This is a genomic window from Micromonospora sp. NPDC050276 (genome assembly GCF_044459545.1).
GTDB lineage: Bacteria > Actinomycetota > Actinomycetes > Mycobacteriales > Micromonosporaceae > Micromonospora.
This window is the reverse complement of sequence record NZ_JBITJA010000022.1, coordinates 60,177-82,517: the sequence shown is the minus strand read 5'-3', so window position 1 is coordinate 82,517 and position 22,341 is coordinate 60,177. Positions and strand designations below refer to the sequence as shown.

The 22,341-nt window shown below is 72.2% G+C and carries 20 protein-coding genes and 1 riboswitch; of the genes, 9 read left to right on the top strand and 11 right to left on the bottom strand.

Annotated features, from left to right (window positions below):
* Positions 1–125: 125 nt before the first annotated feature.
* Both ACIBF8_RS30205 and ACIBF8_RS30200 read right to left on the bottom strand, forming a co-directional pair.
* Positions 126–983: a cytochrome c oxidase assembly protein gene (locus tag ACIBF8_RS30205; RefSeq protein ID WP_396787314.1), complete on the bottom strand. Its 858-nt coding sequence runs from the start codon at positions 981–983 to the stop codon at positions 126–128.
* Positions 980–1,459 carry a DUF2243 domain-containing protein gene (locus ACIBF8_RS30200; RefSeq protein WP_396787313.1) on the bottom strand — a complete coding sequence of 160 codons (480 nt, stop codon included), beginning with the start codon at positions 1,457–1,459 and terminating at the stop codon, positions 980–982. Before ACIBF8_RS30200 ends, ACIBF8_RS30205 begins: the two co-directional genes overlap by 4 nt.
* 282 nt (positions 1,460–1,741) lie before the next feature.
* On the opposite strand from ACIBF8_RS30200, the gene ACIBF8_RS30195 reads away from it, so the two are divergent.
* The 4 genes from ACIBF8_RS30195 (at position 1,742) to ACIBF8_RS30180 (ending at position 5,502) form a co-directional block, all read left to right on the top strand.
* Positions 1,742–3,004, top strand: coding sequence for a DUF2786 domain-containing protein (locus ACIBF8_RS30195; RefSeq protein WP_396787312.1), 1,263 nt, complete (start codon positions 1,742–1,744; stop codon positions 3,002–3,004).
* 148 nt (positions 3,005–3,152) lie between these two features.
* Entirely contained in the window at positions 3,153–3,509 is a 357-nt protein-coding gene (locus tag ACIBF8_RS30190; RefSeq protein WP_396787317.1) for a YciI family protein, read from the top strand.
* Positions 3,506–4,759: an RNA polymerase sigma factor gene (locus tag ACIBF8_RS30185; RefSeq protein ID WP_396787311.1), complete on the top strand. Its 1,254-nt coding sequence runs from the start codon at positions 3,506–3,508 to the stop codon at positions 4,757–4,759. The genes ACIBF8_RS30190 and ACIBF8_RS30185 overlap by 4 nt, the downstream gene beginning before the upstream one ends.
* A gap of 92 nt (positions 4,760–4,851) precedes the next feature.
* Positions 4,852–5,502, top strand: coding sequence for a class I SAM-dependent methyltransferase (locus ACIBF8_RS30180; RefSeq protein WP_396787310.1), 651 nt, complete (start codon positions 4,852–4,854; stop codon positions 5,500–5,502).
* A 100-nt stretch (positions 5,503–5,602) separates the two neighbouring features.
* Here ACIBF8_RS30180 and ACIBF8_RS30175 read toward each other — a convergent pair whose 3' ends face one another.
* The 4 genes from ACIBF8_RS30175 to ACIBF8_RS30160 all read right to left on the bottom strand — a co-directional run bounded on the left by ACIBF8_RS30175 (position 5,603) and on the right by ACIBF8_RS30160 (position 9,274).
* Complete coding sequence (locus tag ACIBF8_RS30175) at positions 5,603–5,776, bottom strand: CsbD family protein (protein ID WP_036390803.1); 174 nt, start codon at positions 5,774–5,776, stop codon at positions 5,603–5,605.
* 74 nt (positions 5,777–5,850) lie between these two features.
* On the bottom strand, positions 5,851–8,091 hold the full coding sequence (locus tag ACIBF8_RS30170; RefSeq protein ID WP_396787309.1) for a heavy metal translocating P-type ATPase: 2,241 nt from the start codon (positions 8,089–8,091) through the stop codon (positions 5,851–5,853).
* A gap of 12 nt (positions 8,092–8,103) precedes the next feature.
* The gene (locus tag ACIBF8_RS30165; RefSeq protein ID WP_396787308.1) at positions 8,104–9,051 is read right to left on the bottom strand and encodes a hypothetical protein; all 948 of its coding nucleotides are present in this window, start codon (positions 9,049–9,051) and stop codon (positions 8,104–8,106) included.
* Positions 9,052–9,064: 13 nt separating this feature from the next.
* Entirely contained in the window at positions 9,065–9,274 is a 210-nt protein-coding gene (locus ACIBF8_RS30160) for a heavy-metal-associated domain-containing protein (RefSeq protein ID WP_396787307.1), read from the bottom strand.
* 95 nt (positions 9,275–9,369) lie between these two features.
* Here ACIBF8_RS30160 and ACIBF8_RS30155 point away from each other — a divergent pair, with 95 nt between their 5' ends.
* Positions 9,370–9,666 (top strand): metal-sensitive transcriptional regulator, encoded by a 297-nt coding sequence (locus ACIBF8_RS30155; RefSeq protein ID WP_030329541.1) that lies wholly within the window; start codon positions 9,370–9,372, stop codon positions 9,664–9,666.
* Between the two features lie 6 nt (positions 9,667–9,672).
* Here the strand turns inward: ACIBF8_RS30155 and ACIBF8_RS30150 are convergent, their stop codons facing one another.
* The gene (locus ACIBF8_RS30150; protein ID WP_396787306.1) at positions 9,673–11,748 is read right to left on the bottom strand and encodes a copper-translocating P-type ATPase; all 2,076 of its coding nucleotides are present in this window, start codon (positions 11,746–11,748) and stop codon (positions 9,673–9,675) included.
* 309 nt (positions 11,749–12,057) lie between these two features.
* On the opposite strand from ACIBF8_RS30150, the gene ACIBF8_RS30145 reads away from it, so the two are divergent.
* Together ACIBF8_RS30145 and ACIBF8_RS30140 are read left to right on the top strand one after the other, a co-directional pair.
* Positions 12,058–13,428 carry a YibE/F family protein gene (locus tag ACIBF8_RS30145; RefSeq protein ID WP_396787316.1) on the top strand — a complete coding sequence of 457 codons (1,371 nt, stop codon included), beginning with the start codon at positions 12,058–12,060 and terminating at the stop codon, positions 13,426–13,428.
* Between the two features lie 166 nt (positions 13,429–13,594).
* Positions 13,595–13,725: riboswitch (cyclic di-AMP (ydaO/yuaA leader) on the top strand.
* Positions 13,726–13,729: 4 nt separating this feature from the next.
* On the top strand, positions 13,730–14,749 hold the full coding sequence (locus tag ACIBF8_RS30140) for a coiled-coil domain-containing protein (RefSeq protein WP_396787305.1): 1,020 nt from the start codon (positions 13,730–13,732) through the stop codon (positions 14,747–14,749).
* A gap of 56 nt (positions 14,750–14,805) precedes the next feature.
* Here the strand turns inward: ACIBF8_RS30140 and ACIBF8_RS30135 are convergent, their stop codons facing one another.
* The gene (locus tag ACIBF8_RS30135) at positions 14,806–15,534 is read right to left on the bottom strand and encodes a carbonic anhydrase (RefSeq protein WP_396787304.1); all 729 of its coding nucleotides are present in this window, start codon (positions 15,532–15,534) and stop codon (positions 14,806–14,808) included.
* 224 nt (positions 15,535–15,758) lie between these two features.
* Between ACIBF8_RS30135 and ACIBF8_RS30130 the strand changes: the two genes are divergently transcribed.
* Positions 15,759–16,094 carry a helix-turn-helix transcriptional regulator gene (locus ACIBF8_RS30130; RefSeq protein ID WP_396787303.1) on the top strand — a complete coding sequence of 112 codons (336 nt, stop codon included), beginning with the start codon at positions 15,759–15,761 and terminating at the stop codon, positions 16,092–16,094.
* Positions 16,095–16,145: 51 nt separating this feature from the next.
* Positions 16,146–17,375 carry a type VII secretion-associated serine protease mycosin gene (gene mycP / locus ACIBF8_RS30125; protein ID WP_396787302.1) on the top strand — a complete coding sequence of 410 codons (1,230 nt, stop codon included), beginning with the start codon at positions 16,146–16,148 and terminating at the stop codon, positions 17,373–17,375.
* Positions 17,376–17,466: 91 nt separating this feature from the next.
* Here the strand turns inward: mycP and ACIBF8_RS30120 are convergent, their stop codons facing one another.
* The 3 genes from ACIBF8_RS30120 to eccCa form a co-directional block, all read right to left on the bottom strand.
* Positions 17,467–17,745 (bottom strand): WXG100 family type VII secretion target, encoded by a 279-nt coding sequence (locus ACIBF8_RS30120; protein ID WP_363609340.1) that lies wholly within the window; start codon positions 17,743–17,745, stop codon positions 17,467–17,469.
* 25 nt (positions 17,746–17,770) lie between these two features.
* The gene (locus ACIBF8_RS30115) at positions 17,771–18,079 is read right to left on the bottom strand and encodes a WXG100 family type VII secretion target (RefSeq protein ID WP_030329557.1); all 309 of its coding nucleotides are present in this window, start codon (positions 18,077–18,079) and stop codon (positions 17,771–17,773) included.
* A 205-nt stretch (positions 18,080–18,284) separates the two neighbouring features.
* On the bottom strand, positions 18,285–22,250 hold the full coding sequence (gene eccCa, locus ACIBF8_RS30110) for a type VII secretion protein EccCa (protein ID WP_396787301.1): 3,966 nt from the start codon (positions 22,248–22,250) through the stop codon (positions 18,285–18,287).
* Positions 22,251–22,341: the final 91 nt, after the last annotated feature.

Sequence of the window (22,341 nt, the reverse complement as noted above, 5' to 3'; positions counted from 1 at the left end):
AACCTCACCAAACGCATCACCAACGAAACCACCCCAACCTGGCGAGATAACTGAAGGCGGCATCACTCGCAAAATACGTGAATGAGACGCCCTCTAACAGCCCCCGCACCGCCCTCCCCTGTTGATCAAGAGGTTTGCGTCAAGGAATCGCCCTGCGGTGACGCAAACCTCTTGATCAACGGGGGAGGGGACGCCGGGGACGGGCGGGGGCGGCGGCGGGCGTGGTACCAGCTCGCGAAAAGGGCTACGGCCAGGAGCAATTCGGCCAGGTCGCCGCCGTAGTACATGAGTTGGGCGGCTGAGCGGAACGCTTCCGGGTCCCGGTCGGTGAGGCCGGGCGGGAGGGTTTCGGCCTGGGCGTACAGGTACTTGGCCAGCACGGCGTGTCCGGCTGCCGCGGCCAGCAGCGCCCCGACCCGGACCGCCAGGCCGGGGCGGCGCGGGGCCGGGTCCGGCCCGGCCAGTGACCAGGCGAAAAGGTATCCGGCGGCCAGGTAGTGCAGATGTATGGCGTGGTGCAGAACGGGTTGCCGTTCGGCCGCCGCGTACAGCGGAGTGAGCAGCACCAACGCCAGCCCGCCGGTGGTCAGCAGCGCGGCGATGAACGGGTGGGCGAGCAGGTGCAGCGGGCGGGCGCGCAGCAGCCGGCCCACCGTCCGGCGTACCGGTGGTGGCGCGACCCGCAGCAGCAGCGTGACCGGGGCGGCGAGCACCAGCCCCAGCGGCGCCAGCATGCCGAGCAGCAGGTGCTGTGCCATGTGCGCGCGCGGGTCGTCCGGGAGGTGCGCCAGCGGTCCGACGGCGACCGCCAGCAGGGCGCAGCCGACCAACCAGGAGGCGGTGCGCCGGCGGTGCCAACCCCGTGGGTCGCGGGCGGCGGCCAGCAGGTAGCCGCCGGCCAGCACCACGACCGGGAGCAGTGGCAGCCAGGTCGGCCCGGCCGCGCCGTGCCCAGCGTGCGCCAGCGGCACGGCCACCGTCATCGGCGGCCAGCGCCGGGCCGGCGGGACCGGGCCCACCACAACACGGCGACGCCGGCCAGCAGCAGCACCGCGCCGGCCACGTTCCAGACCACGTCGTACGGCACCAGGTGGACGCCGTAGCGGATCTGGTGCAGCCGGAGCACCTTGTGGTCGACCAGTCCGTCGAAGAGCTGGAACCCTCCGGCGCCGAGCAGGAAGCCAGCCCAGGCCAGCCGCCTCGACAGGGCACGCCGTCGACGCAGGTCGGCGAACCAGAAGAACCCACCGACCAGGGCGATCACCTCGGCGGCGTGCAGCAGCCCGTCCGAGAGCAGCGCCACGGCGGGAGTGGACCGGTCGTAGAAGTGGTGCCAGGCCAGCAGTTGGTGAAAGACGATCTCGTCGACCGCCGCCATGATCGCGACGCCGATCAGGACGCCGGCGAGGGTGGAGGAACGCGCGTCGACGGCGCGTGCGCTCTGACATGCCTCGGCCACCACACACCTCGCATCCGCGTCAGGTCAGCCTCCAACTACCCGAAACCGGACGGACCATGCCACCGGAGCCGGCGGCAGGCGCCCGCACGCTGCGTAGATCAACACGAGTTTGGTGAAGCTGGGGTGTCCGGCCCGGTGGGATACCGCGATTTCTGGGAACCCGTGTTGATCAACGGTCTCGGAACTCCAGGCGGGGCCGTTTCGCGACTCCCCCACCCCTGACGGCATGATCATGGAGCCTGGGAGGGCAGCGAACAGCCAGAGCCCGAGAAGGAGGTGCCCGTGCCGGACGCGGACGAACTCGTCGCCAACGCGCTCGCGGCGGTGCGCGGCACCGACGTACGGCAGGCCGAACGGCAGCTGGACCACCTGATGGTCGGCACCGGCGCCGCGGACGGCACCACGGCGGTGGACGCCGCGCTGCTGCGCCGCCTGGTCCGTGGCCTGGGCCGGCTCTGGCCACGCGGATGGCAGCCGGTCGACGTGGACCGGATCACCAGCCGACGACTCGACGCCCGCGCGGCCCGGCTGGTCCGGGACGCGATGGCCGCCCAGCGGCGCGACCAGGCCGAGCCGGTCCCGGCCTGGTGGGACGACCAGCTACGCGAGCTGGCAGCCACCGCGGACGGCGCCGACGGCAGCGTGCTGGCCGCCTGGGCGACCCGGGAAGGGCTGAACCGGGCCGACGCGCTCCGCGCGGCCGTGGACACTCTCGCGTTGGTGGAGAGCCTGCCGCCGATCGCGGTGCTACGCCCACCGCCGGGGACGACCGGCGCGGCGCTGCCCCGCACCCCCGGCACGGCCCGCAGTGGGTCGCCGATGCTGGATCGGGTCCGCGCGCTGCTGGCCAAGGCCGAGTCGACCACCTTCCCCGCCGAGGCGGAGGCGCTGACCGGCAAGGCCCAGGAGCTGATCGCCCGGCACAGCATCGACGAGGCGCTGCTGGCCGCCGGGTCGGAGCGCGGGGACCTGCCCGGTGGGGTACGCCTGAGCACCGACGCCCCGTACGCGGGCGCGAAGGCGTTGCTGGTGCAGGAGGTGGCGGCGGCGAACCGGTGCGAGGCGGTCTGGTCCGACGATCTCGGCTTCACCACCGTGCTGGGCTGGCCGGCCGATCTGGTGGCGGTGGAGTTGCTCTACACGTCGCTGCTGGTCCAGGCCACGGCGGCGATGCTACGGGGGCGGGCCGAGCGGCGGCCGGGGTCGGGGCGGCGGACGAAGGTGTGGGACGAGTCGTTCCTCAACGCGTTCGCGCTGCGAATCGGTGAGCGGCTGCGGACGGCCACCGAGGCGGCGACCGAGGCGGCGGATCAGGCGGCAGCCGAGACGGCCGGTGCGGAGCGGCTGTTGCCGGTGCTCGCGGCCCGGGGCGAGGCGGTCCGGGAACGGCTGGACACCCTGTTTCCCGGCGTCACCCGGCACCGGCTCAGCGTGCGTGACGCCGAGGGCTGGTCGTCCGGCACCTCGGCCGCCGACCGGGCGACGTTGGACGTCGGCGGCCCTCGGAAGCCCCGGCAGGTGCCCGGCCGACCCGACCCGCGCTGAGCCACCCGGCGTGGGACCGCCACCGACGGAGGTTTCTGCGATTTTCTTCGGTACGCGGTAGGGATCGGGGGAACGGCTCCGACCCTCCGGTGAGCCGCACCCCGATCGGGGTGCGACCAGAGCCTGAGGAGCAATCGCCGTGAAGTACATGCTGCTGATCTGGAACCGGCCCGGCTTCACCGAGGAGCTGACCGAGCAGGACCGCACCGCCCTCTTCGGCGAGGTCGACGAGATCATGAAGGAGCTGACCGAGACCGGCGAGCTGATCGGCGGTCAGGCGTTGGCCAATCCGTCACAGACGTTGACGGTCCGGCTCGTGGACGGCAACCCCGAGGTCCTCGACGGCCCGTTCATGGAGAGCAAGGAGCAGTTCGCCGGTTACCTGGCCGTCGACTGCGACAGCCCGCAGCGGGCCGCCGAGATCGCCGCCCGCTGGCCGGACGTCCGGTACGGGGGCGCGATGGAGGTCCGCCCGATCATGGACGATTCCGGGACGGAGATGTGACCGAGGACCGGACGGTCGAGGATCTGCTGCGTAACTACGCGCCGCAGGTCCTCGGCCTGCTGGTCCGCCGGCATGGGCAGTTCGACAGGTGCGAGGACGCCGTCCAGGAGGCGTTGCTCGCCGCCGCGACCCAGTGGCCGGCGCAGGGCGTACCGGACAATCCCCGCGCCTGGTTGCTCACCGTGGCCACCCGCCGCCTCACCGACGAGTGGCGCAGTGAGAGCGCTCGCCGGGACCGCGAGGTGGCGGTGGCGCTGCGCGAGCCGGCGTACGCCCAGGTGGCACCGGCGGCGGACGCGGAGCCGACCGTTCCGGCCGACGACGACACCCTCACGTTGCTGTTCCTCTGCTGCCACCCGGCGCTGGCCGGCTCGGCCCAGGTGGCGCTGACCCTGCGTGCGGTCGGCGGTCTGAGCACCGCGCAGATCGCCCGAGCGCACCTGGTGCCGGAGGCGACGATGAGTCAACGGATCCGCCGGGCCAAGCAGCGGATCGAGGCCGCCGGGGCACGGTTCACCCTGCCCGGCCTGGCGGAGCGGGACGAGCGGCTGCGGACGGTACTGCGGGTGCTCTACCTGATCTTCAACGAGGGATACACCGCCTCGAGCGGCGCGGACCTGCACCGGGCCGAGCTGACCGGCGAGGCGATCCGGCTGGCTCGCGTCCTGCGTGGGTTGCTGCCCGACGACGGCGAGGTGACCGGGCTGCTGGCGCTGATGCTGCTGACCGACGCGCACCGGGCGGCGCGGGTGGGGCCGGACGGGGAGTTGGTGCCGCTGGCCGAACAGGATCGCTCGCGATGGGACACGGCCGCCATCGCGGAGGGGATCGCGCTGGTCACCGAGGCGTTGACCTGGTCGCCGCCCGGCCCGTACCAGTTGCAGGCGGCGATCGCCGCCGTGCACGCCGAGGCGTCGACGGCGGCGGAGACGGACTGGCGGCAGATCGTGGCGCTCTACCGACTGCTGGCCCGGATCGCGCCGAATCCGATGGTCACCCTGAACCAGTCGGTGGCGGTGGCCATGGTGGACGGGCCCCGGGCCGGGCTCGCGCTGCTCACGCCGCTGGACGCCGACGAACGCACGGCCGGGCACCACCGCCTCGCCGCCGTCCGGGCGCATCTGCTGGAGCTGGCCGGGGATGCCCCGGCGGCCCGGGAGGCGTACCTGGCGGCGGCCCGTGGCACCACGAGCCTGCCGGAGCAGCGGTACCTGGAGGTCCGGGCCGCCCGGCTGGCCGGACGCCACTGAACGCCGCTCGTGTTGCTGTTTTGGCAACAATCTTTGCGCATCACTCGGTCACCGGTCACAGTCGTTGCCGACGCGCGAAGGAGCAGCCACCGATGACCGAGCAGCACGAGTTCGACAAGGACTACTGGGAGCGGCACTGGCACCAGGCGCACCAGGACCGCCCCGGTGCGATGAGCACGAGTCCCGCGCACCCGTACCTGGCCCGCGAGGTCGGTGACCTGGTGCCGGGCTCGGCGCTGGACGCCGGGTGCGGCGCAGGTGCCGAGGCGATCTGGCTCGCCGTGCACGGCTGGCAGGTCACCGCGGTCGACATCGCACCCGTTGCCCTCGCCCGTGCCGCGGAACGCGCGGCGGAGAACGGGGTGTCCGAGCGCGTGCGGTGGGTGGAGGCGGACCTGACGGCCTGGGCCCCGGAAACGGGGTTCGACCTGGTCACGACGCACTACGCGCACCCGGCCATGCCGCAGCTGGCCTTCTACGACCGCATCGCCGCGTGGGTAGCGCCCGGCGGCACCCTGCTGATCGTCGGGCATCTGCACACCTCGAGCGCCGCCAAGCAGGGACACGGGCACGGGCACGGACACCACCCGCCCGACGAGGCATCGGTCACCCTCGCGGACATCACCGCCGGCCTGGACAGCGCCACCTGGGAGATCACCACGGCCGAGGAGCACCGCCGCACGGTGCCGGGCCGGGAGGCCCCGCTGCACGACGTGGTCGTCCGCGCCACCCGACGCCGCTGAACGCGGGCTGGTGGTGCAGCTGCCGTGTCCAACCGTGGCAGGGGAACAGCACGCCGGGCCGGTGATGATCACCGGCCCGGCGTGCGGGTTACGTCGTACGTCAGCTCTTGAAGGCGTCCTTGATCTTCTCGCCCGCCTGCTTGAGCTTGGCGGTGGACTGGTCAGCGCGACCCTCCGCCTCCAGCTGCTCGTTGTCGGTGGCCCGACCGGCGCCTTCCTTCAACTTGCCGGTCGCGTCCTCGGTGGCGTTGTTGATCTTATCGTCGATACCCATTGCCAACCTCCATTGCGAGCGTCGCTACGACCACAGAGGTACCCCCACCGTCACCCGTCCAACCATTACCGCCGTCACCGATCGTCGGCCGCCGGACGGAAGCGACGCAGCCGCAGACTGTTGGCCACCACGAAGACCGAGGACAGCGCCATCGTGGCGCCGGCGATCATCGGGTTGAGCAGCCCGGCGGCGGCCAACGGCAGCGCCGCCACGTTGTAGCCGAACGCCCAGAACAGGTTGCCCCGGATGATGCCGAGCGTGCGTCGGGACAACCTGATGGCGTCCACCGCGGCACCGAGATCGCCCCGGACGAGGGTGAGGTCGGACGCCTCGATCGCCACGTCGGTGCCGGTGCCCATGGCCAACCCCAGGTCGGCCTGGGCCAGCGCCGGGGCGTCGTTGACCCCGTCACCGACCATCGCCACCGACCGCCCCTCGGCCTGCAGCCGCTTGATCACGTCGACCTTCCCGGCCGGCAGCACCTCGGCAATCACCTCGTCGATGCCCACCTCGGCGGCGACCGCGCGAGCCACTGTGGTGTTGTCCCCGGTCAGCAGCACCGGGGTGAGCCCCAGCCCGCGCAACCGTGCCACCGCGGCCCGGCTGCTCGGCCGGACCACGTCGGCGACCGCGAGCACGCCGCGGGCCCGCCCGTCCCAGCCGGCGACGATCGCCGTCCGACCGGCGGCCTCCGCCTCGCTGACGGCCCATTCGACCTCCGGCGGTACGTCGATCTCGCGCAGCAGCCGAAGCCGACCGAGCAGCACGGCCCGCCCGTCGACCGTGCCGGTCACACCCAGCCCTTCCAGGTTGCGGAAGGCGGTCACCGGAGGCAGCGGGCCCGCAGCACCGGCAGCGGCGGCGACCGCCCGGGCGATCGGGTGTTCCGAGGCGGCCTCCACCGCTCCGGCGAGCCGGAGCAGGTCGGCCCGGTCCACACCGCTGGCCGGCACCACGTCCACCAGGGTCATCCGGCCGGTCGTCACGGTGCCGGTCTTGTCGAGCACCACGGTGTCCACCCGGCGGGTCGACTCCAGCACCTCCGGCCCCTTGATGAGCACGCCGAGCTGAGCGCCCCGACCGGTGCCCACCAGCAGCGCGGTCGGGGTGGCCAGGCCGAGCGCGCACGGACACGCGATGATCAGCACCGCCACGGCGGCGGTGAACGCGGCGGTCGGACCGGCCCCGGTGCCGAGCCACCAGCCGAGCGTGCCGACGGCGAGGGTGATGACGATCGGCACGAAGACCCCGGAGATCCGGTCCGCCAACCGCTGCACGGCCGCCTTGCCGCTCTGCGCCTGCTCGACCAGGTCGGCCATCCGGGCGAGCTGGGTGTCCGCGCCGACCCGGGTGGCGGCGACGATCAGCCGCCCACCCGCGTTGATCGTGGCACCGACCACGCCGTCGCCCGGGGCGACCTCGACCGGCACCGACTCACCGGTGAGCATGCTGGCGTCGACCGCGGAGGTGCCCTCCTCGACCACCCCGTCGGTGGCGATCTTCTCGCCGGGGCGGACCACGAACCGGTCACCGACGGCGAGCCGGTCCACCGGGATCAGCGTCTCCACCCCGTCACGCAGCACCGCCACGTCCTTGGCCCCGAGGTCGAGCAGGGCGCGCAGGGCGGCACCGGCGGTTCGCTTGGACCGGGCCTCGAAGTAGCGACCGGCCAGGATGAACACGGTGACCCCGGCGGCCGCCTCCAGGTAGATGTTGCCGGCACCGTCGGTCCGGGTGATGTCGAAGCGGAACGGGTGCGTCATCCCGGGCATCCCCGCAGCACCGAGGAAGAGCGCCCAGAGCGACCAGCCGAACGCCGCCAGGGTGCCGAGCGACACCAGCGTGTCCATGGTGGCCGCGCCGTGCCGCAGGTTGGTCCAGGCGGCCCGGTGGAACGGCAGCCCGCCCCAGACCACCACCGGGGCGGCCAGGGTCAGCGACAGCCACTGCCAGTAGTCGAACTGCCAGGCGGGGACCATGGCCAGCAGGACCACCGGCACGCTCAGTGCCACCGAGACCCAGAGCCGGGTACGCGGGCCCCGCAGCGGGTCCACCGGCGGTTCCGCGCTGGGCGGGGCCGGCAGCGCGGCGGAGTAACCGGTCTTCTGGACGGTCTCGATCAGGACGTCCGGCGTGACGCCGTCGCCGTATCGGACGGTCGCCTTCTCGGTGGCGTAGTTGACGGTGGCGCTCACCCCGTCCATCCGGTTGAGCTTCTTTTCGATCCGGGCGGCGCACGCGGCGCAGGTCATCCCGCTGATCGCCAGTTCGATCCGGTTCGGTGCCTCGGGCAGTGGTCTGCTGGTGGTGGTCATCGTCTGGTCCCGTCAGTTGTGCCCGTGCCCGGGGGTGCCGTGGTCGGCGCCCCCGGTCGGCGCGGGTCCGCTCGGGGTGGGTCCGCTCCCGGTCGCCGCAGTGCCGGCGACCACGGTGAACTCGGCGGTGTGCACCCGCCCGCCGTGTTGGAAGTCGAGGTAGAGGCGGTAGCTGCCAGCCGAGGGCACGTCGGCCAGGAAGGTGACGGCCGGACCGGGTTGGGTGCGCCCATCGCCGGGCGTCCCGTCCGGGTGCACGTGCAGGTACGCCAGATCACCCCGGCGCAGCGCCACCAGGTGCCCGTACGCGCCCAGGTAGGGCTCCAGGTCGGTGACCGGCTGCCCGTCCCGGCTCACCGTCAGGGTCAGCGGTGACGTGCGGCCGGGCTGCGGCGCACCGGACAGGGTGACCGTGTAGCCGTCGACGGTGGTGCTGGTCGCCGGGGCGGGCAACGGCCGTTCGACCAACTCGCCGGGGACGGTCACGTCCACGCCGAGGGTCAGTGGCTCGCCCCCGGTCGGGGTGAAGTCGGCGAACGCCCGCCACTGCCCGGGACCGGCCAGCGGGGTGTCGACCCGCCAGGTGCCGTCCGGGGCCAGCTCGGGGTGCACGTGACGGAAGCCGGAGAGGTCCCGCCGGGCGACGATCAGGTGCATCGTCTTGTCGTGCGCCACGTCGTAGCGGGTGACCGGGCGGCCGTCCGGGCCGGCGATCCGGAAGGCGAACTCGCCGGCCGGGGCGTCGACCGGTTCGATGGTGTAGCCGCGCTCGGAGACGAGCAGCCCGCCGGGGAGCCGGTCGGCCGTCCCGCCGCGCTCGTCGGTCGTCGGGATAGCGGCACCGTCGTGCCCGCTCTCGGCGACCGGGGCGGGGTCGACGACCCGGCCGACCCCGTACGTCGCGCCGAAGACCGCCGCCAGCCCGACGGCGAAACCGGCCAGTCTCGTCACGGTACGCATGCCGGCCCTCCGATCACGCGTCGACGAGGTCGTAGCCGGCCTCGTCGACGGCGGCCCGGACAACGGCGGTATCCAGCGGCTGGTCGCTGCTGACGGTGACCCGGCCGGTGCCGAGGTCGACCTGCACGTCACGCACGCCCCCGATGGCGCCGACCTCAGCGCTGACCGCGCTGACGCAGTGCCCACAGGTCATGCCCTGCACCTGGTACGTCGTGTTGACCATCGGATCGTCTCCTCTGCGGTACCGGTACCCGGTCGGGGTATCCCATCGGGATAGGACCGTACCATACCCCTGGGGGGTACGCTATCCTGGTCGTCATGACCGCACCCACCCCGATCCGCGGATACACCGCCAGCAAGGACCAGCTGCTCGCGCGGCTTCGCCGCGTCGAGGGGCAGGTCCGGGGCATCGAGAAGATGGTCGACGACGACCGCTACTGCATCGACGTGCTCACCCAGATCTCCGCGATCCAGGCCGCCCTCGACAAGGTGGCCCTCGGGCTGCTCGACGGGCACGCCCGGCACTGCATGCACGAGGGCGCCGCCGAGGGTCGGGCCGACGAGATGGCCACCGAGATGATGGCGGCGGTCGGCCGGCTCATGAAGCGTGGCTGACCGTCCTCAGTCCGGCGCCGGGTCGAGACGGACCCGGCGCAGCAACTGCGCGTTGAGCGCCACCACGATGGTGGACGCCGACATCAGCACCGCGGCCAGCGCCGGGCTCAACGCCACGCCGGCCCCGGCAAACACCCCGGCGGCCAGCGGCAACGCCACCACGTTGTAGCCCGCCGCCCAGGCCAGGTTCTGGCGCATCTTCCGGTACGACGCCCGGGACAGCCGGACCACGGCCCCCACCCCGCGCGGATCCGAGGACGCCAGCACCACCCCGGCGGACTCGATCGCCACGTCGGTGCCCGCGCCGATCGCGATGCCCACGTCCGCGCGGGCCAGCGCCGGCGCGTCGTTCACCCCGTCGCCGACCATCGCCACGACCAGCCCCCGCCGCTGCAGGTCGGCCACCCGACCGTCCTTCTCCGCCGGCAGCACCTCGGCGAAGACCTCGTCGACGCCGGGCCGGAAGCCGAGCTCGGCGGCGACCGCCTCGGCCACCGGCCGTGCGTCACCGGTGATCATGGCGATGGTCCGGACACCCTGGGCCCGCAACTCCTCGACGGCGCGCCGAGCCTCCGGACGCACCTCGTCGGTCAACGCGAACGCACCGAGCACGGCCTCCGGCAGCCGCACCAGGTACAGCACGGCGGCACCCCGCGCCGACCACCGCTCGGTCGCGGCCCGCACCTCTGCCGGAAGTGCGAGGCCCAGTTCCCGCAGCAGCGCCGGGCCGCCCACCGCGTACTCCGTACCGTCGATGGTCGCCTGCACGCCGCGGCCCGGCAGCGACCGGAACCCGGCGGCGCCGGCCGGACCGGCGGGCCCGGCCGCCGCCACGATGGCCCGGGCCAGCGGATGTTCGCTGTCCGACTCGACGCCCGCCGCGATCCGCAGCACCTCGTCCCGCTCGGCGCCGGGGGCCGTCACCAGGTCGGTCAGCCCGTGCTCGCCCCGGGTCAACGTGCCGGTCTTGTCGAAGAGCACCGCGCCGACGGTCCGCATCCGTTCCAGCGCCGACCGGTCCTTGACCAGGATCCCGGACCGGGCGGCGAGGGCGGTGGAGAGCGCGACGACCAGCGGGATGGCGAGGCCCAGCGCGTGCGGGCAGGCGATCACCAGGACGGTGACCGCACGAACCACCGCCTCATCCGGCTGGCCGAGCGCGGTCCAGACCAGCACGGTCAACACGGCGGTGCCGGTGGCCAGGTAGAACAGCGCGGCGGCGAACCGGTCGGCCAACAGCTGGGCCCGTCCACCGGAGCCCTGGGCCTGCGCGACCATCCGCTGAATGCCGGCCAGGGCAGTCTGCTCACCCAACGCCTCGACGCGCACCCGGATCGCCGAGTCGGTGGCGACGGTGCCGGCAACCACCCGGTCGCCGGTCGACCGGGTGACCGGTCGCGACTCACCGGTGATCATCGACTCGTCCAGCTCGGCGCTCCCGCCGACGACCCGTCCGTCCGCCGGCACCCGACCCCCCGGCCGGACCAGCACCACGTCGTCGATCCGCAGGCCGGTCACCGGCACCGCCTCGACCCGTCCGTCCGCCACCACCCGTTCGGCCTCGTCCGGCAGCAGCGCGGCCAGCGCCGCCAGTGCTCCCCGGGCCTGCCCGATGGCCTTCATCTCCTGCCAGTGCCCGAGCAGCATGATCGTGACCAGCGCGGCCAACTCCCACCAGAAGTCCAGGTCGAAGGCGCCCACGCTGGTGGCCAGCGACGCCGCGTAGGCGACGGTGATCGCCATTGCGACCAGCAGCATCATGCCGGGTGTCCGGTCCCGCACCTCCCTCACCGCACCGACCAGAAACGGCCAACCGCCCCACCAGAACACCACCGAGCCGAGCACCGGGCCCACCCAGGATCGGCCGGGAACGTCCGTGCCCAGACCCAGCTGGTCCGACACGAGGTGACTCGTCAGCACCACCGGGACGGTCAGCACCAGGCAGACCCAGAACCGGCGGCGGAACATCGCCGGATCGTGCCCGGCGTGCTTGTCGTGCCCGGCGTGCTTGTCGTGCCCGGCGTGGTGGTCGGGCGGCATTGGCTCACCGGGCGGTGGATGGTCGGAGTCGCGCGCCTGCATGGCTCCAACATGCCGGCCCGGAGACCGCCACGCGAGCGGTTCACCGCCTCGACACCCCGTCACGACCTGCAACCCCCCAACTGGCTGACTAGCATCTCCCACGATGGCCCTCCGCATGCCGCTACACAGTCGGGCACCAACTCCGCCACCGCGCGGTCGCCTCCCGCCGACCGGGCCGGCCACTGACCGTTCGTGATCAAGCGGTGGGCAGGCAGCGATCCGACCCGCCCTCCGCCGGGTTTCCACCGCAACGGTGAACCGCCCGGCCCGCTGACCCGTACCCCGCACCGGATCGTTGGGAGTCTCGCCTTGGCCGCCGACCACACTCACACCGCTCCGTCCGCCCCACCGAGGGTGCGACGGATCCTCATCGTGACGGTGGTGCCTCTCTTCGTCGCCACCGTGCTCGCCGCGGTGCTGCTCTGGCCGCGAGGCGGGGCACCGCAGACCGATGGCGATGCGGACGTGCCGCGCTACCCCGGCACGGTCACCCGGGTGGTGAGCGAGCCGTGCCCGCCGGTGCCGTCGGCCCCCGAGGGCACACCGAGGGTCGGCGGCGGGCGGTGCGGCACCGTCGACGTCCGGGTGGACGACGGGCCGACCGCCGGCCAGCAGGTACGGACACCGGTGCCTGACGGACCGGGCGCACCTCGGGTCGAGGTTGGCGACGAGGTCATCCTGGTCGAGCTGACCGATCCGACCGATCCCAGCGTCAGCAACTGGAACATCGCGGAGCACCAACGCGGCACCCCGATGGTGTGGCTGGCGGTGGTCTTCGCGGCCGCGATCGTTGCGTTCGGTCGGTGGCGAGGGCTGGCCGCGCTCGCCGGGCTGGCCGCCAGCTTCGCCATCCTGCTCACCTTCGTCCTGCCGGGCATCGGCGCCGGCAGGTCGCCGTTGCTGGTGGCGGTGGTCGGCGCGGCCCTGATCATGTTCGTGGTCCTCTATCTGACGCACGGGGTCACCGCGCAGACCTCGGTCGCGGTGCTCGGCACCCTGGGCAGCCTGGTGCTGACCGGCGTGCTCGCCAGCATCGCCACGGCCGCGACCCACCTCACCGGCTTCGGCAGCGAAGACGCGACCACCCTGTCGATGTTCCAGGGCGACGTGGACCTGCACGGTCTGCTGCTCGCCGGGATCATTATCGGATCACTCGGGGTGCTCGACGACGTGACGGTCACCCAGGCAGCCACCGTCACCGAGTTGGCGAACGCCAACCCCGGGTTGACCCGGTTGCAGCTCTACCGTGCGGCCACCCGGGTCGGCCGCGCGCACATCGCCTCCACTGTCAACACCATCGTGCTGGCGTACGCGGGCGCGTCGCTCCCCCTGCTGCTCCTGCTCACCGCCGACTCGCGGCCGATCGGGCAGATCCTCACCAGTGAGTTCCTCGCGCAGGAGATCGTCCGCAGCGCGGTCGCCACCCTCGGTCTGATCGCCGCCGTGCCGCTGACCACCGGGCTGGCCGCGGTGGTGACCGCCGCCGGGCACACCGGTGCGGCACCGTCCGCCGACGCTGCCACGTCCCGGCCCAGACCGGACCGCGCCGAGGCCCTGGCCGCACTCAGCTCCCCGCGAACGGGTGGCTCCGAGGAGCCGATCCAGACGCGGACCGCACCCCCATCCGCGGCCACCGACCGGTGGCCGGAGTCGAACAGGAGCACGGATACGGCATGGTGACACTCCTCAGCGTGACCAGATCGGGCATCCACCCTGAGAACCACGTCACTGGTCACTCAACGCTATGGCGAAATGACGCTTTTGGTCGGCATCCAGGCGTAGCTCACCCGGTCGACTCTCGGGTAACCTCGCTGCCGGTCACCGATGAAGGCGCGAAGCGGCGCCTGCGGTGCCACCGCCCAATCGCCAGCCGGCGAGCCGGGGACCCAGGTACGTGGGGTGAATCCGCGTCAGCGGTAGGGGCCGCTTCCGCCCCGAACCCGTCAGCTAACCCGGTCGGCGGTCGACGGAAGGGAACATTGTGACGGCACCCCTACGCCGCTGGTTGACACCCGTGGTGGCCGTGATCGCCGCACTGACCGTGCTCGTCGGGCCGCACCCGGCGCACGCCGCCCCGACGAACCCCACGCCGTCCGGGCACGAGGAGGACGGCGAGCCGAAGCTGCTCAACGACGTCATCGAGCAGGCCAACCGCGACTACTCCGCCGCCAAGTCCAAACTGGACAAGTCCAAGAAGCGCCAGGGTGAGCTGGCAGCGGAAGTCGACCGGGCCAAGGCCGACCTGGACGCGCTGGCCCCGCAGGTCGGGCAGATCGCCGCCCAGTCCTACCGGACCGGCCGGATCGGCGCGATCGCGATGCTGCTGGAGAGCGACGGCCCCGACTCGTTCGTCCAGCGCGCGGCGGCGCTGGACGAGATGAACATGGTCAACGAGAAGAAGCTCTCCGAGGTCAACGAGGTGAAGGCCCGCGCCGAGCAGGCCAAGCTGGCCCTCGACACGGAGGTTCGCGAGCAGCAGAAGCAGACCGCCCTGATGGCGAAGCGGAAGAGCGAGGCCGACAAGGCGCTCTCCCTGGTCGGCGGGAAGGGCTTCACCGGCGGCCTGGTGGACGCCACCTCCCCGGTCGCGAGGATCGGCCCGGGTCGCACGGCCGACGGTGACTGGAAGCCCCAGTCGTGCAGCGAGGACGACCCCACCACCTCCGGCTGCGTCACCCCCCGCACGCTGCACGCGTACAAGGAGGTCAAGCGGGCCGGCTTCAACCGGTTCGTCGGCTGCTACCGCCCCGGCGGGCCGTGGGAGCACCCGAAGGGCCGCGCCTGCGACTGGTCGCTGCAGAAGAGCGGCTTCTCGCCGTGGCACAACGAAGACACCCGGACGTACGGCAACAACGTCGCCGCGTTCCTCATCCGTAACGCCGACCGGCTCGGCATCTACTACGTGATCTGGAACCGGCAGATCTGGTTCCCGGCCACCGGCTGGAGTTCGTACAGCGGGCCGTCGAACCACACCGACCACGTCCACATGTCGCTGCTCTGACCCGCACGATCCCCGTCGAGGGCCGTTCCGCGTCACGCGGAGCGGCCCTCGTCGCGTCAGACGGTGGCAGGCGTGGCCGGGTCGCTCGACTCGGCTGGGCCGCCGAGCATCGCGAAGCCGGCCGGCACGGCCGCCACCGGGCGCACCACCCCGGCGGCGAGCCGGTAGGAAACCCCCACCACCGCGCACCGCCCCCGCGCCACCTCATCGGCGAGCACCGGGGACTGCCCGAGCAACGTCTCCACGGTCTGCGCGATGTGGATGTCGACGATGCCATCGATGTCGTGCACGCCCTCGGCCTCCGCCCGGCGCAGGCTGGGCACCACCGCGTCGACCACCGCACGCAGATGACCACTCGGTGCGGTACCGGTCGCGGCGGCCTCTCGGGCGGCCTGCACCGCGCCGCACGAGTCGTGGCCGAGCACCACCACCAGCGGGGTGCCGAGCACGGTCACCGCGTACTCCACGCTGCCGAGCACCTCCGGGCCGGCGGTGTGCCCGGCCGTGCGGACCACGAACAGGTCACCGAGCCCGCGGTCAAAGATGATCTCGGCGGCCAGACGGGAGTCGGAGCAGCCGACGATCACCGCGAACGGGTGTTGCCCGTCGGCCACCGCGGTCCGGTGCCCGGCGTCCTGGTTGGGGTGGCGTGGGGCACCGCTGACGAAGCGCCGGTTGCCGGCGAGCAGCTCGGCGTACGCCTGGGTCGGCTCGCCGAGCGCGGACGCCCGGTCGGCGGTCCGCTGCGAACCCGGCTGACCGCCGGAGCTTCCGGTAGAACTCATCCCGCACCTCGTCTCGACGCATCTCACCTGGTCAAGCGGCTTACCGCCGGCCCGGCGGCGGGCGCTGGCTCGTGCTCCACCGTCACACGCACGGTAAGATGCGTCAAGGTATGCGTGATTTACATTTCATACGTTGACGCGGGGTGGCCCCCTGGGCGACCGGCCGAAGGCGGGGCGGACGAGACTTTCGCGAGGCAGGCGGACATCCGAAAGGCGGCCACACGATGGCGAGCACGGTGACGGGCGACACCGGCAGCGGGCGGAACTGGACGTTCCTCACCAACCACGGGCACGTGCTGCTGGCCATCGCCCGCGATCCGACCGCCCGGCTACGCGATGTCGCGGCCGAGGTCGGCGTGACCGAACGGGCCGCGCAGGCGATCGTCGCCGACCTGGAGGCGGGCGGCTACCTGCACCGCACCCGGGTCGGGCGGCGCAACGAATACACCCTCAACCCGGCCGGTCGGTTCCGGCATCCCGCGGAGGCCGACCGGCAGGTCGGTGACCTGCTCGCGCTGTTCGCCGAGACTCCCACCGCGAAGGCACACCCCCGGGCCTGACCCTCGTCACCGGGGCCGCTGCCCGACGGGGCACGGCGGTAACCTTTGTCGGTGCGCGAATTCCCGCCGATGAGCGCGACCCCGTCCCGACGCGCCCTTCGCGGCGTCCTCAGTGGAACGCTGGCGGCCCTGCTCGGCGCCGGCCTGGTGGCGCCCTCCCCCGCGACCGCTGCACCGCCCATCTGCGGTCCAGCCGGTGACGAGAACCTGACCGAGATGCCGTGGGGGCTACGTCGGCTGGAGCCGTCCTCGGCGTGGCCGCTGTCCCGCGGCGCCGGAGTGACGGTGGCCGTGATCGACTCGGGAGTCTCCGCCACCCACCCGCTCCTCAAGGGCCAGGTGCTGGTGGGTCGTGACTTCAACGGCCTGCCGGCCCAGCAGGGGCAGTGCGACGAAGCCGGGCACGGCACCCTGATCGCCGGCATCATCGCCGGCCGGGAGGGCACCAACGTTCCCTTCAGCGGCATCGCGCCGGCTGCCCGCATTCTGCCGATCCGGGTCCTGCCGCAGGTCGGCGAGGTCAGCGACCCGCAACTGCCCGAGCAGATCGCCAAGGCCATCGACTGGGCGGTCGACCAGGGCGCCGACGTGATCAACCTGTCCCTGACCACAATTCCCCGCCCCGAACTGACGGCGGCCGTCGAGCGCGCACTGGCCAAGCGGGTGGTGCTGGTCGCCGCCGCGGGCAACCGGAAGGAAGATTCCCAGGACCGGCCGGGATACCCGGCCGCGTACCCCGGGGTGATCGCGGTCGGTGGGGTGGACGAGCAGGGCGGTCACGTCGGCACCTCGATCAGCGGCGACTACGTCGACATCGCCGCACCGGGGATGAACATCATCGGACCGGCGCCGCGAAACGCCGGCTACCGTGCCGTGCCCGACGGCGGCACCAGTTACGCCGCCGCGTACGTCTCGGGAGTTGCCGCGCTGGTCCGGGCCGCCTACCCGGATCTCAACCCGCAGCAGGTCGCGGATCGGCTGGAGCGCACCGCGGACAACCCACCCGAGGGCCACAACGCCGACATCGGCTACGGGATGGTCAACCCCTACCGGGCGGTGTCGAGCCTGCTCGGCACCCGGGCGAACCCGCCCGCCGGCGCGCTCCCGCCTCCCGCCGTGCGCGACGACCCGCTGAGCTGGCAGCGCTCCGCCGCGATCTGGACGGCGGTCATCGGTGGGCTGCTCGCCGTGCTGCTGCTGGTCGCACGACCGATCATCGCCCTGGGCCGCCGGCGCGACTGGCGCCCCGGCCGACGCACCGACGCACCGGCTGCCGGCTGACCGGCGCCTCGCACCGGGGTGCGGTGCCAGTGGCCAACGCAGAGCGGCTCCGGGCCGGATGAACCGGACCGGAGCCGCTCGGGCAAATCGCTCAGCTCCACACCTTGGAGTTGCTCATCTCCGTGGTGAGGTAGTTTTCCCGGGCGATGCCCACGGCACCGCCGATCTCGTTCAGGATCCGGTTGATGTCCCGGACCGCCGCATCCCACTTCGCCTGGTGCTGCTCGTAGGCAACCCGGTCCTCGCCGTCCCAGTGGAGCTTGGTCAGCATCGCCCGCAGCGTGTCAAGCTTTTCCTCGAGGGTCTTCGAGATGGCCTGCATCTGCTGGTTGCTGCTCTCGAGGACCGCATAGTCAACTTTGATCGTCACGATTTCCTCCTCTGCCGGCTGCGGATCACGGGTTGAGAGCAGAGTGGAACTTGTCCAGCATCTGCTGCTGCTCCTCGTCGTTGACCTGGTGCGTCGTACCCGACTTGTCGAGCAGGTCAGCGATGCTGTCCATCGCCGTCAGCAGTTTGACGGTGTCCTCGTTCCAGCGCGTCATCAGCGACTGGAAGCCCGTGGACGCCTGACCCTTCCACGCGATGGCCAGGTCGTCGACCACGTTCCACAGCTTCTTCAGCTCGCCGTCAACCTCGCTGCGCGTGGACCGCACGTCACTCGCGGCGGTATGCAGAGTCGCAGCTTCGACCTCGAACGCCATGCTTCACACCCTTCCGTCTGTTGTGGTGGCGGCTTCGCCGCACCCCTCCCCCGCGGCAAGGCAGCGACACCCCACCGACGGACACTCCTGTGAAGACCGTAGCGGAACCTGTCCAGCCCTCGCAGCCCTGGCTGGCCATCTTCGATGGATGGTGGTGAATCGGGCCGGGACGGCTCACCACCCCCTACCGAACGGCCGGCCCCATTCAGGACGGCTCGGACCAGGCGGTCTGAATCAGTTGCTGGCCGTCGCGTCGGCGCACCAGGGTGCCCCGGCCGGGCGGTTGCGGGCTGGGTCGCAACGTGCCGAACACCGCGCCCTCCTCCCGGTTGCCGGACATCAGCAGGCCGGGCGAATCTAACTCGCGCAGCCGTTGCAGCACCGGCTCGTAGAGCGCCCTGGACACCCCGCCGACCCGGCGCGTGACGATCAGGTGCAGACCGATGTCGCGGGCCTGCGGCAACAACTCGTGCAGGGCACTGAGCGGGTTGCTGCCACCGGAGGCCACCAGGTCGTAGTCGTCCACCAGGATGTACAGATCCGGACCCTTCCACCAGCTTCGATCGCGCAGCTGGGCCGTGGTCACGTCCGGGCCGGGCAGTCGGTTGGACAGCGCGCTGCGGATCGACCCGAGCCCCTGGGCGAACGCCTGGTTGGACGGGGCGTAGTCGAGCAGGTGGTCGCCCTCCACCGCCCCCAGCAGGCCACGCCGGTAGTCGGCGATCACCAACCGGGCCTGCGCCGGCGTATAGCGCTCGGTGATCCCCCGGGCGATCAGGCGCAGCAGGTTGGTCTTGCCGCACTCCGCGTCGCCGAAGACCGTCAGGTGCGGCTCGTTGGCCAGATCCAGGTAGACCGGCGCGAGTGCCGACTCGTTCACACCGATCGGGAGACCGGGCGCCGACCGGTCGATGATCCGGGCCAGCTCCGCCACCGGCAGCCGGCGCGGGAGCAACCGCACCTTCGGCGCCGGGCGACCCGGCCAGTTCGCCGCCACGTGCCCGGCCAGGGACAGCGATGCCTCGCTCAGGTCCTCGATGTCCCGGCGGCCGTCGATCCGCGAGATCGCGGTGAGGAAGTGCAGCTTGTCCCGGGTCAGGCCCCGACCCGGCGACTTCTCCGGCACGTTCATCGCCGCGCGACGGTCGATTTCGGACTCCGACGCGTCGCCGAGGCGCAGCTCCAACTTGGTGCCGAGCAGATCCCGCATGTTGATCCGGATCTCCGCCCACCGGACGGCGGTGAGCACCACGTGCACACCGAAGCCGAGGCCCCGGTTGGCCAACGTGGTGATGGTCTGCTCCAGCTCCTCGTACTCCTGGCGCAGCGTGTTCCACCCGTCCACCACCAGGAACACGTCACCGAACGGGTCATCCGCGAACTCACCGGCGGCGCGGCGACGACGGTAGCTCGCCACCGAATCGATGCCGTGCTGGGCGAAACGGCTCTCTCGGTCGTCCAGCACGGCGACCACCTCGGCCACCGTCCGACGGACCGCCTCGACGTCGCGCCGACCGGCCACCCCGGCCATGTGCGGCAACCGCTCCATGCTGCGCAGCGCGCCCCCGCCGAAGTCCAGGCAGAAGAACTGCACCTCGCGCGGCGTGTGGGTGAGCGCCAGCGAGGCGAGCAGCGTACGCAGCATGGTGCTCTTGCCGCTCAGGGACCGACCGACGATGACCACGTTGCCGCCGGCCCCGGCCAGCTCGACCATCATCGGGTCCCGGCGCTGCTCGTACGGACGGTCCACCACGCCGACCGGCACGGTCAGCCGCCCCCGCCCGGGCCAGGACGCGGTGCACAGCCCATAGGTCGGGTCGACCGCCAGCGGGCCGAGCAGCTCACCGAGGCCCGGCGGGTCGGCCAGCGGCGGCAACCACACCTGGTGCGCCGGGCGGCCCCGACCCTTGAGCTGGTCGATCAGCACGTCGAGCATCGCCACGGCCTTGCCGTCGGCCGGCTGCTCCGGCTCCGGGGTGGTGTCCACCGGCACCTGCGGGACCTGCACCGGAACGAAGTCGAGGCCGTACGGCACGATCCGACGCTGCACCAGTGCCTGCGAGGCGGAGGCCTGCTGCCCCGGCGCCCGGTACGCGCCCGACACGTACGCGGCCCGGAACCGCAGCATCGTGCTGGTGTCGGTCTTCAGGTAACCGTGGCCCGGCGCGTTTGGCAGCTCGTACGCGTCCGGTACGCCGAGCACGATCCGGCTCTCCACCGCGGAGAACGTCCGCAGACCGATCCGGTACGACAGGTGCGTGTCGAGGCCGCGCAGCTTGCCCTCTTCGAGCCGCTGGCTGGCCAGCAGCAGGTGTACGCCGAGCGACCGACCCAGCCGGCCGATCATCACGAACAGGTCGATGAAGTCCGGCTTGGCGGCGAGCAGTTCGCTGAACTCGTCACAGATGATCAGCAGACTGGGCATCGGGGCCAGCGGCTCACCGGCCGCGCGGGCCTTCTCGTACTCGAAGCGGGAGACGTAGTTGCCGGCCGCCCGCAGCAGCTCCTGCCGGCGCACCATCTCGCCGGCCAGCGCGTCGCGCATCCGGTCGACCAGCGGCAGCTCGTCGGCCAGGTTGGTGATCACCGCGCTGGTGTGGGGCAGCGCCTCCAGCGAGGCGAAGGTCGCGCCGCCCTTGAAGTCCACCAGGACGAAGTTCAGTTCCTCCGACGAGTGGGTCACCGCCAACGCGGCCACCACCGTACGGAGCAGCTCGCTCTTGCCCGACCCGGTCGCACCGATCACCAGACCGTGCGGGCCCATGCCCTCGTGCGCCGACTCCTTGAAGTCGAGCTCGACCACATTGCCGTCCGGGCCGACACCGAGCGGGATGCGCAGCCGGTCGCGGTGACCGCGCGGGCGCCACGTGTTCTGCACGTCCACCGCCGCGGCGTCACCCACCCCGAGCAGGTCCGGCAGCTCCATGCTGCGGGCCAGCGGCTCCTCGTTGCTGGTCTGCTGCTGGGAGAGTCGGAAGGGGGCGATCTGCCGGGCCAGCCCCTCGGCAGCCTCGGCACTGAGCCGGTCGGGCCGACCGAGCGACGACGACGAGCTGCCCCGGACCAGGTCGAGTGTGCTCCCGTCACCGACATCAAGGCAGAGCAGCCAGCGGCCGGCGTCGCGCGGCACCGTCCCGGAGAGGTCGATCACGGTGGCGCCGAGCAGCCCCGGGCACACCAGCTGGCAGGTCGGCGAGATCTCCCCACCGTCGATCACCACGACCAGGTGCGGCGCGGTGGTCAGCGGTTTGGCCTCCGGAGCGAATCGAGGCCGCCCGGCCAGCTCACCGGCGAGCGACGCCTCGGCCTCGGCCAGGCTGGCGAAGACCAGCCGGCGTGCGCCGGCCGCGTCCGTACGGCCGCTGTGGTGGGCGTGTGGCAGCCACTTCACCCAGCCCCAGGAGGGCTGGCGGTCGGGCGCGGCCACCACCGCGATCACCAGATCGTCCGGGGCGTGGAAGGTGGCCAACTGCCCGAGCGCCGCCCGGGTCAGGTCGAGCACGGGCTCGCGGTCGCCGCGCAGCACCACGCGGCTGAACGCCCGCACCGACAGCGCCGTCGGCAGATCGGGCACCGTGGAGTGTGCGCGAACGAACCGACGGAGTGCGATGGCGCTCATCGGCTCCAAGTCCTCCACCGGCTTCGTCTCCGGTGGGACGATCTCCACCGCGAGCCGCTGCGGGCCGAGAGCGATCCGAGTCTCGCCGAAGTCGTCCTCGGTGATCCGCCGCTCCCAGAGCCGCCGGGACGCGGCGATCGACCAGAGCGCGTCAGGCTCCGGATGCCGCCAGGCCATCGCCGCCCGCTGCTGCTCGGCGGCACGCCGGGTGCGCTTGCGCATCTGCGCCAGGTAGCGCATGTAGTCGCGGCGATCGGCGTTCAGCTCGGCCTTGTCCTTGCCACCGCTGTTGGCCAGCGAACCAATCGCCATGCCCAGCATCGAGACACCGAACAGACCACCGGCGACGTACGTCATCATGCCGCCGCCCCTGCCGGCGTAGAGGAACGCCATCGCGCCCACTCCGCAGAACATCGGCAGGATCATGAGCAGCTGCCCCATCCCGCGGGGCGTTGGCTCGGGCAGCTCGGGAGGCGACTCCAGCAGCACCTCGCCGCGCGGTAAGGCCGGCCCCGGCTGACGCGGGAGCCGGCGGAACACCACCGTGCTCACGGCTGTCTCCTCCCCAGAAGCGGCCCTGATGACGTGCGACCGCGGCACACAGCCCGCGGGTGGGCATCGTACGTGCCCGTCATCGTAGGTA

Coding starts and splice junctions, on each gene's coding strand:
- ACIBF8_RS30190 (WP_396787317.1), top strand. CDS start 3,153: ATGCTGCTGATCTGGAACCGGCCCGGCTTCACCGAGGAGCTGACCGAG.
- ACIBF8_RS30170 (WP_396787309.1), bottom strand. CDS start 8,091: ATGACCACCACCAGCAGACCACTGCCCGAGGCACCGAACCGGATCGAA.
- ACIBF8_RS30130 (WP_396787303.1), top strand. CDS start 15,759: ATGGCGAGCACGGTGACGGGCGACACCGGCAGCGGGCGGAACTGGACG.
- ACIBF8_RS30135 (WP_396787304.1), bottom strand. CDS start 15,534: ATGAGTTCTACCGGAAGCTCCGGCGGTCAGCCGGGTTCGCAGCGGACC.
- ACIBF8_RS30160 (WP_396787307.1), bottom strand. CDS start 9,274: ATGGTCAACACGACGTACCAGGTGCAGGGCATGACCTGTGGGCACTGC.
- ACIBF8_RS30175 (WP_036390803.1), bottom strand. CDS start 5,776: ATGGGTATCGACGATAAGATCAACAACGCCACCGAGGACGCGACCGGC.
- ACIBF8_RS30155 (WP_030329541.1), top strand. CDS start 9,370: ATGACCGCACCCACCCCGATCCGCGGATACACCGCCAGCAAGGACCAG.
- ACIBF8_RS30150 (WP_396787306.1), bottom strand. CDS start 11,748: ATGCAGGCGCGCGACTCCGACCATCCACCGCCCGGTGAGCCAATGCCG.
- ACIBF8_RS30115 (WP_030329557.1), bottom strand. CDS start 18,079: ATGGCGTTCGAGGTCGAAGCTGCGACTCTGCATACCGCCGCGAGTGAC.
- ACIBF8_RS30180 (WP_396787310.1), top strand. CDS start 4,852: ATGACCGAGCAGCACGAGTTCGACAAGGACTACTGGGAGCGGCACTGG.
- ACIBF8_RS30165 (WP_396787308.1), bottom strand. CDS start 9,051: ATGCGTACCGTGACGAGACTGGCCGGTTTCGCCGTCGGGCTGGCGGCG.
- ACIBF8_RS30205 (WP_396787314.1), bottom strand. CDS start 983: ATGACGGTGGCCGTGCCGCTGGCGCACGCTGGGCACGGCGCGGCCGGG.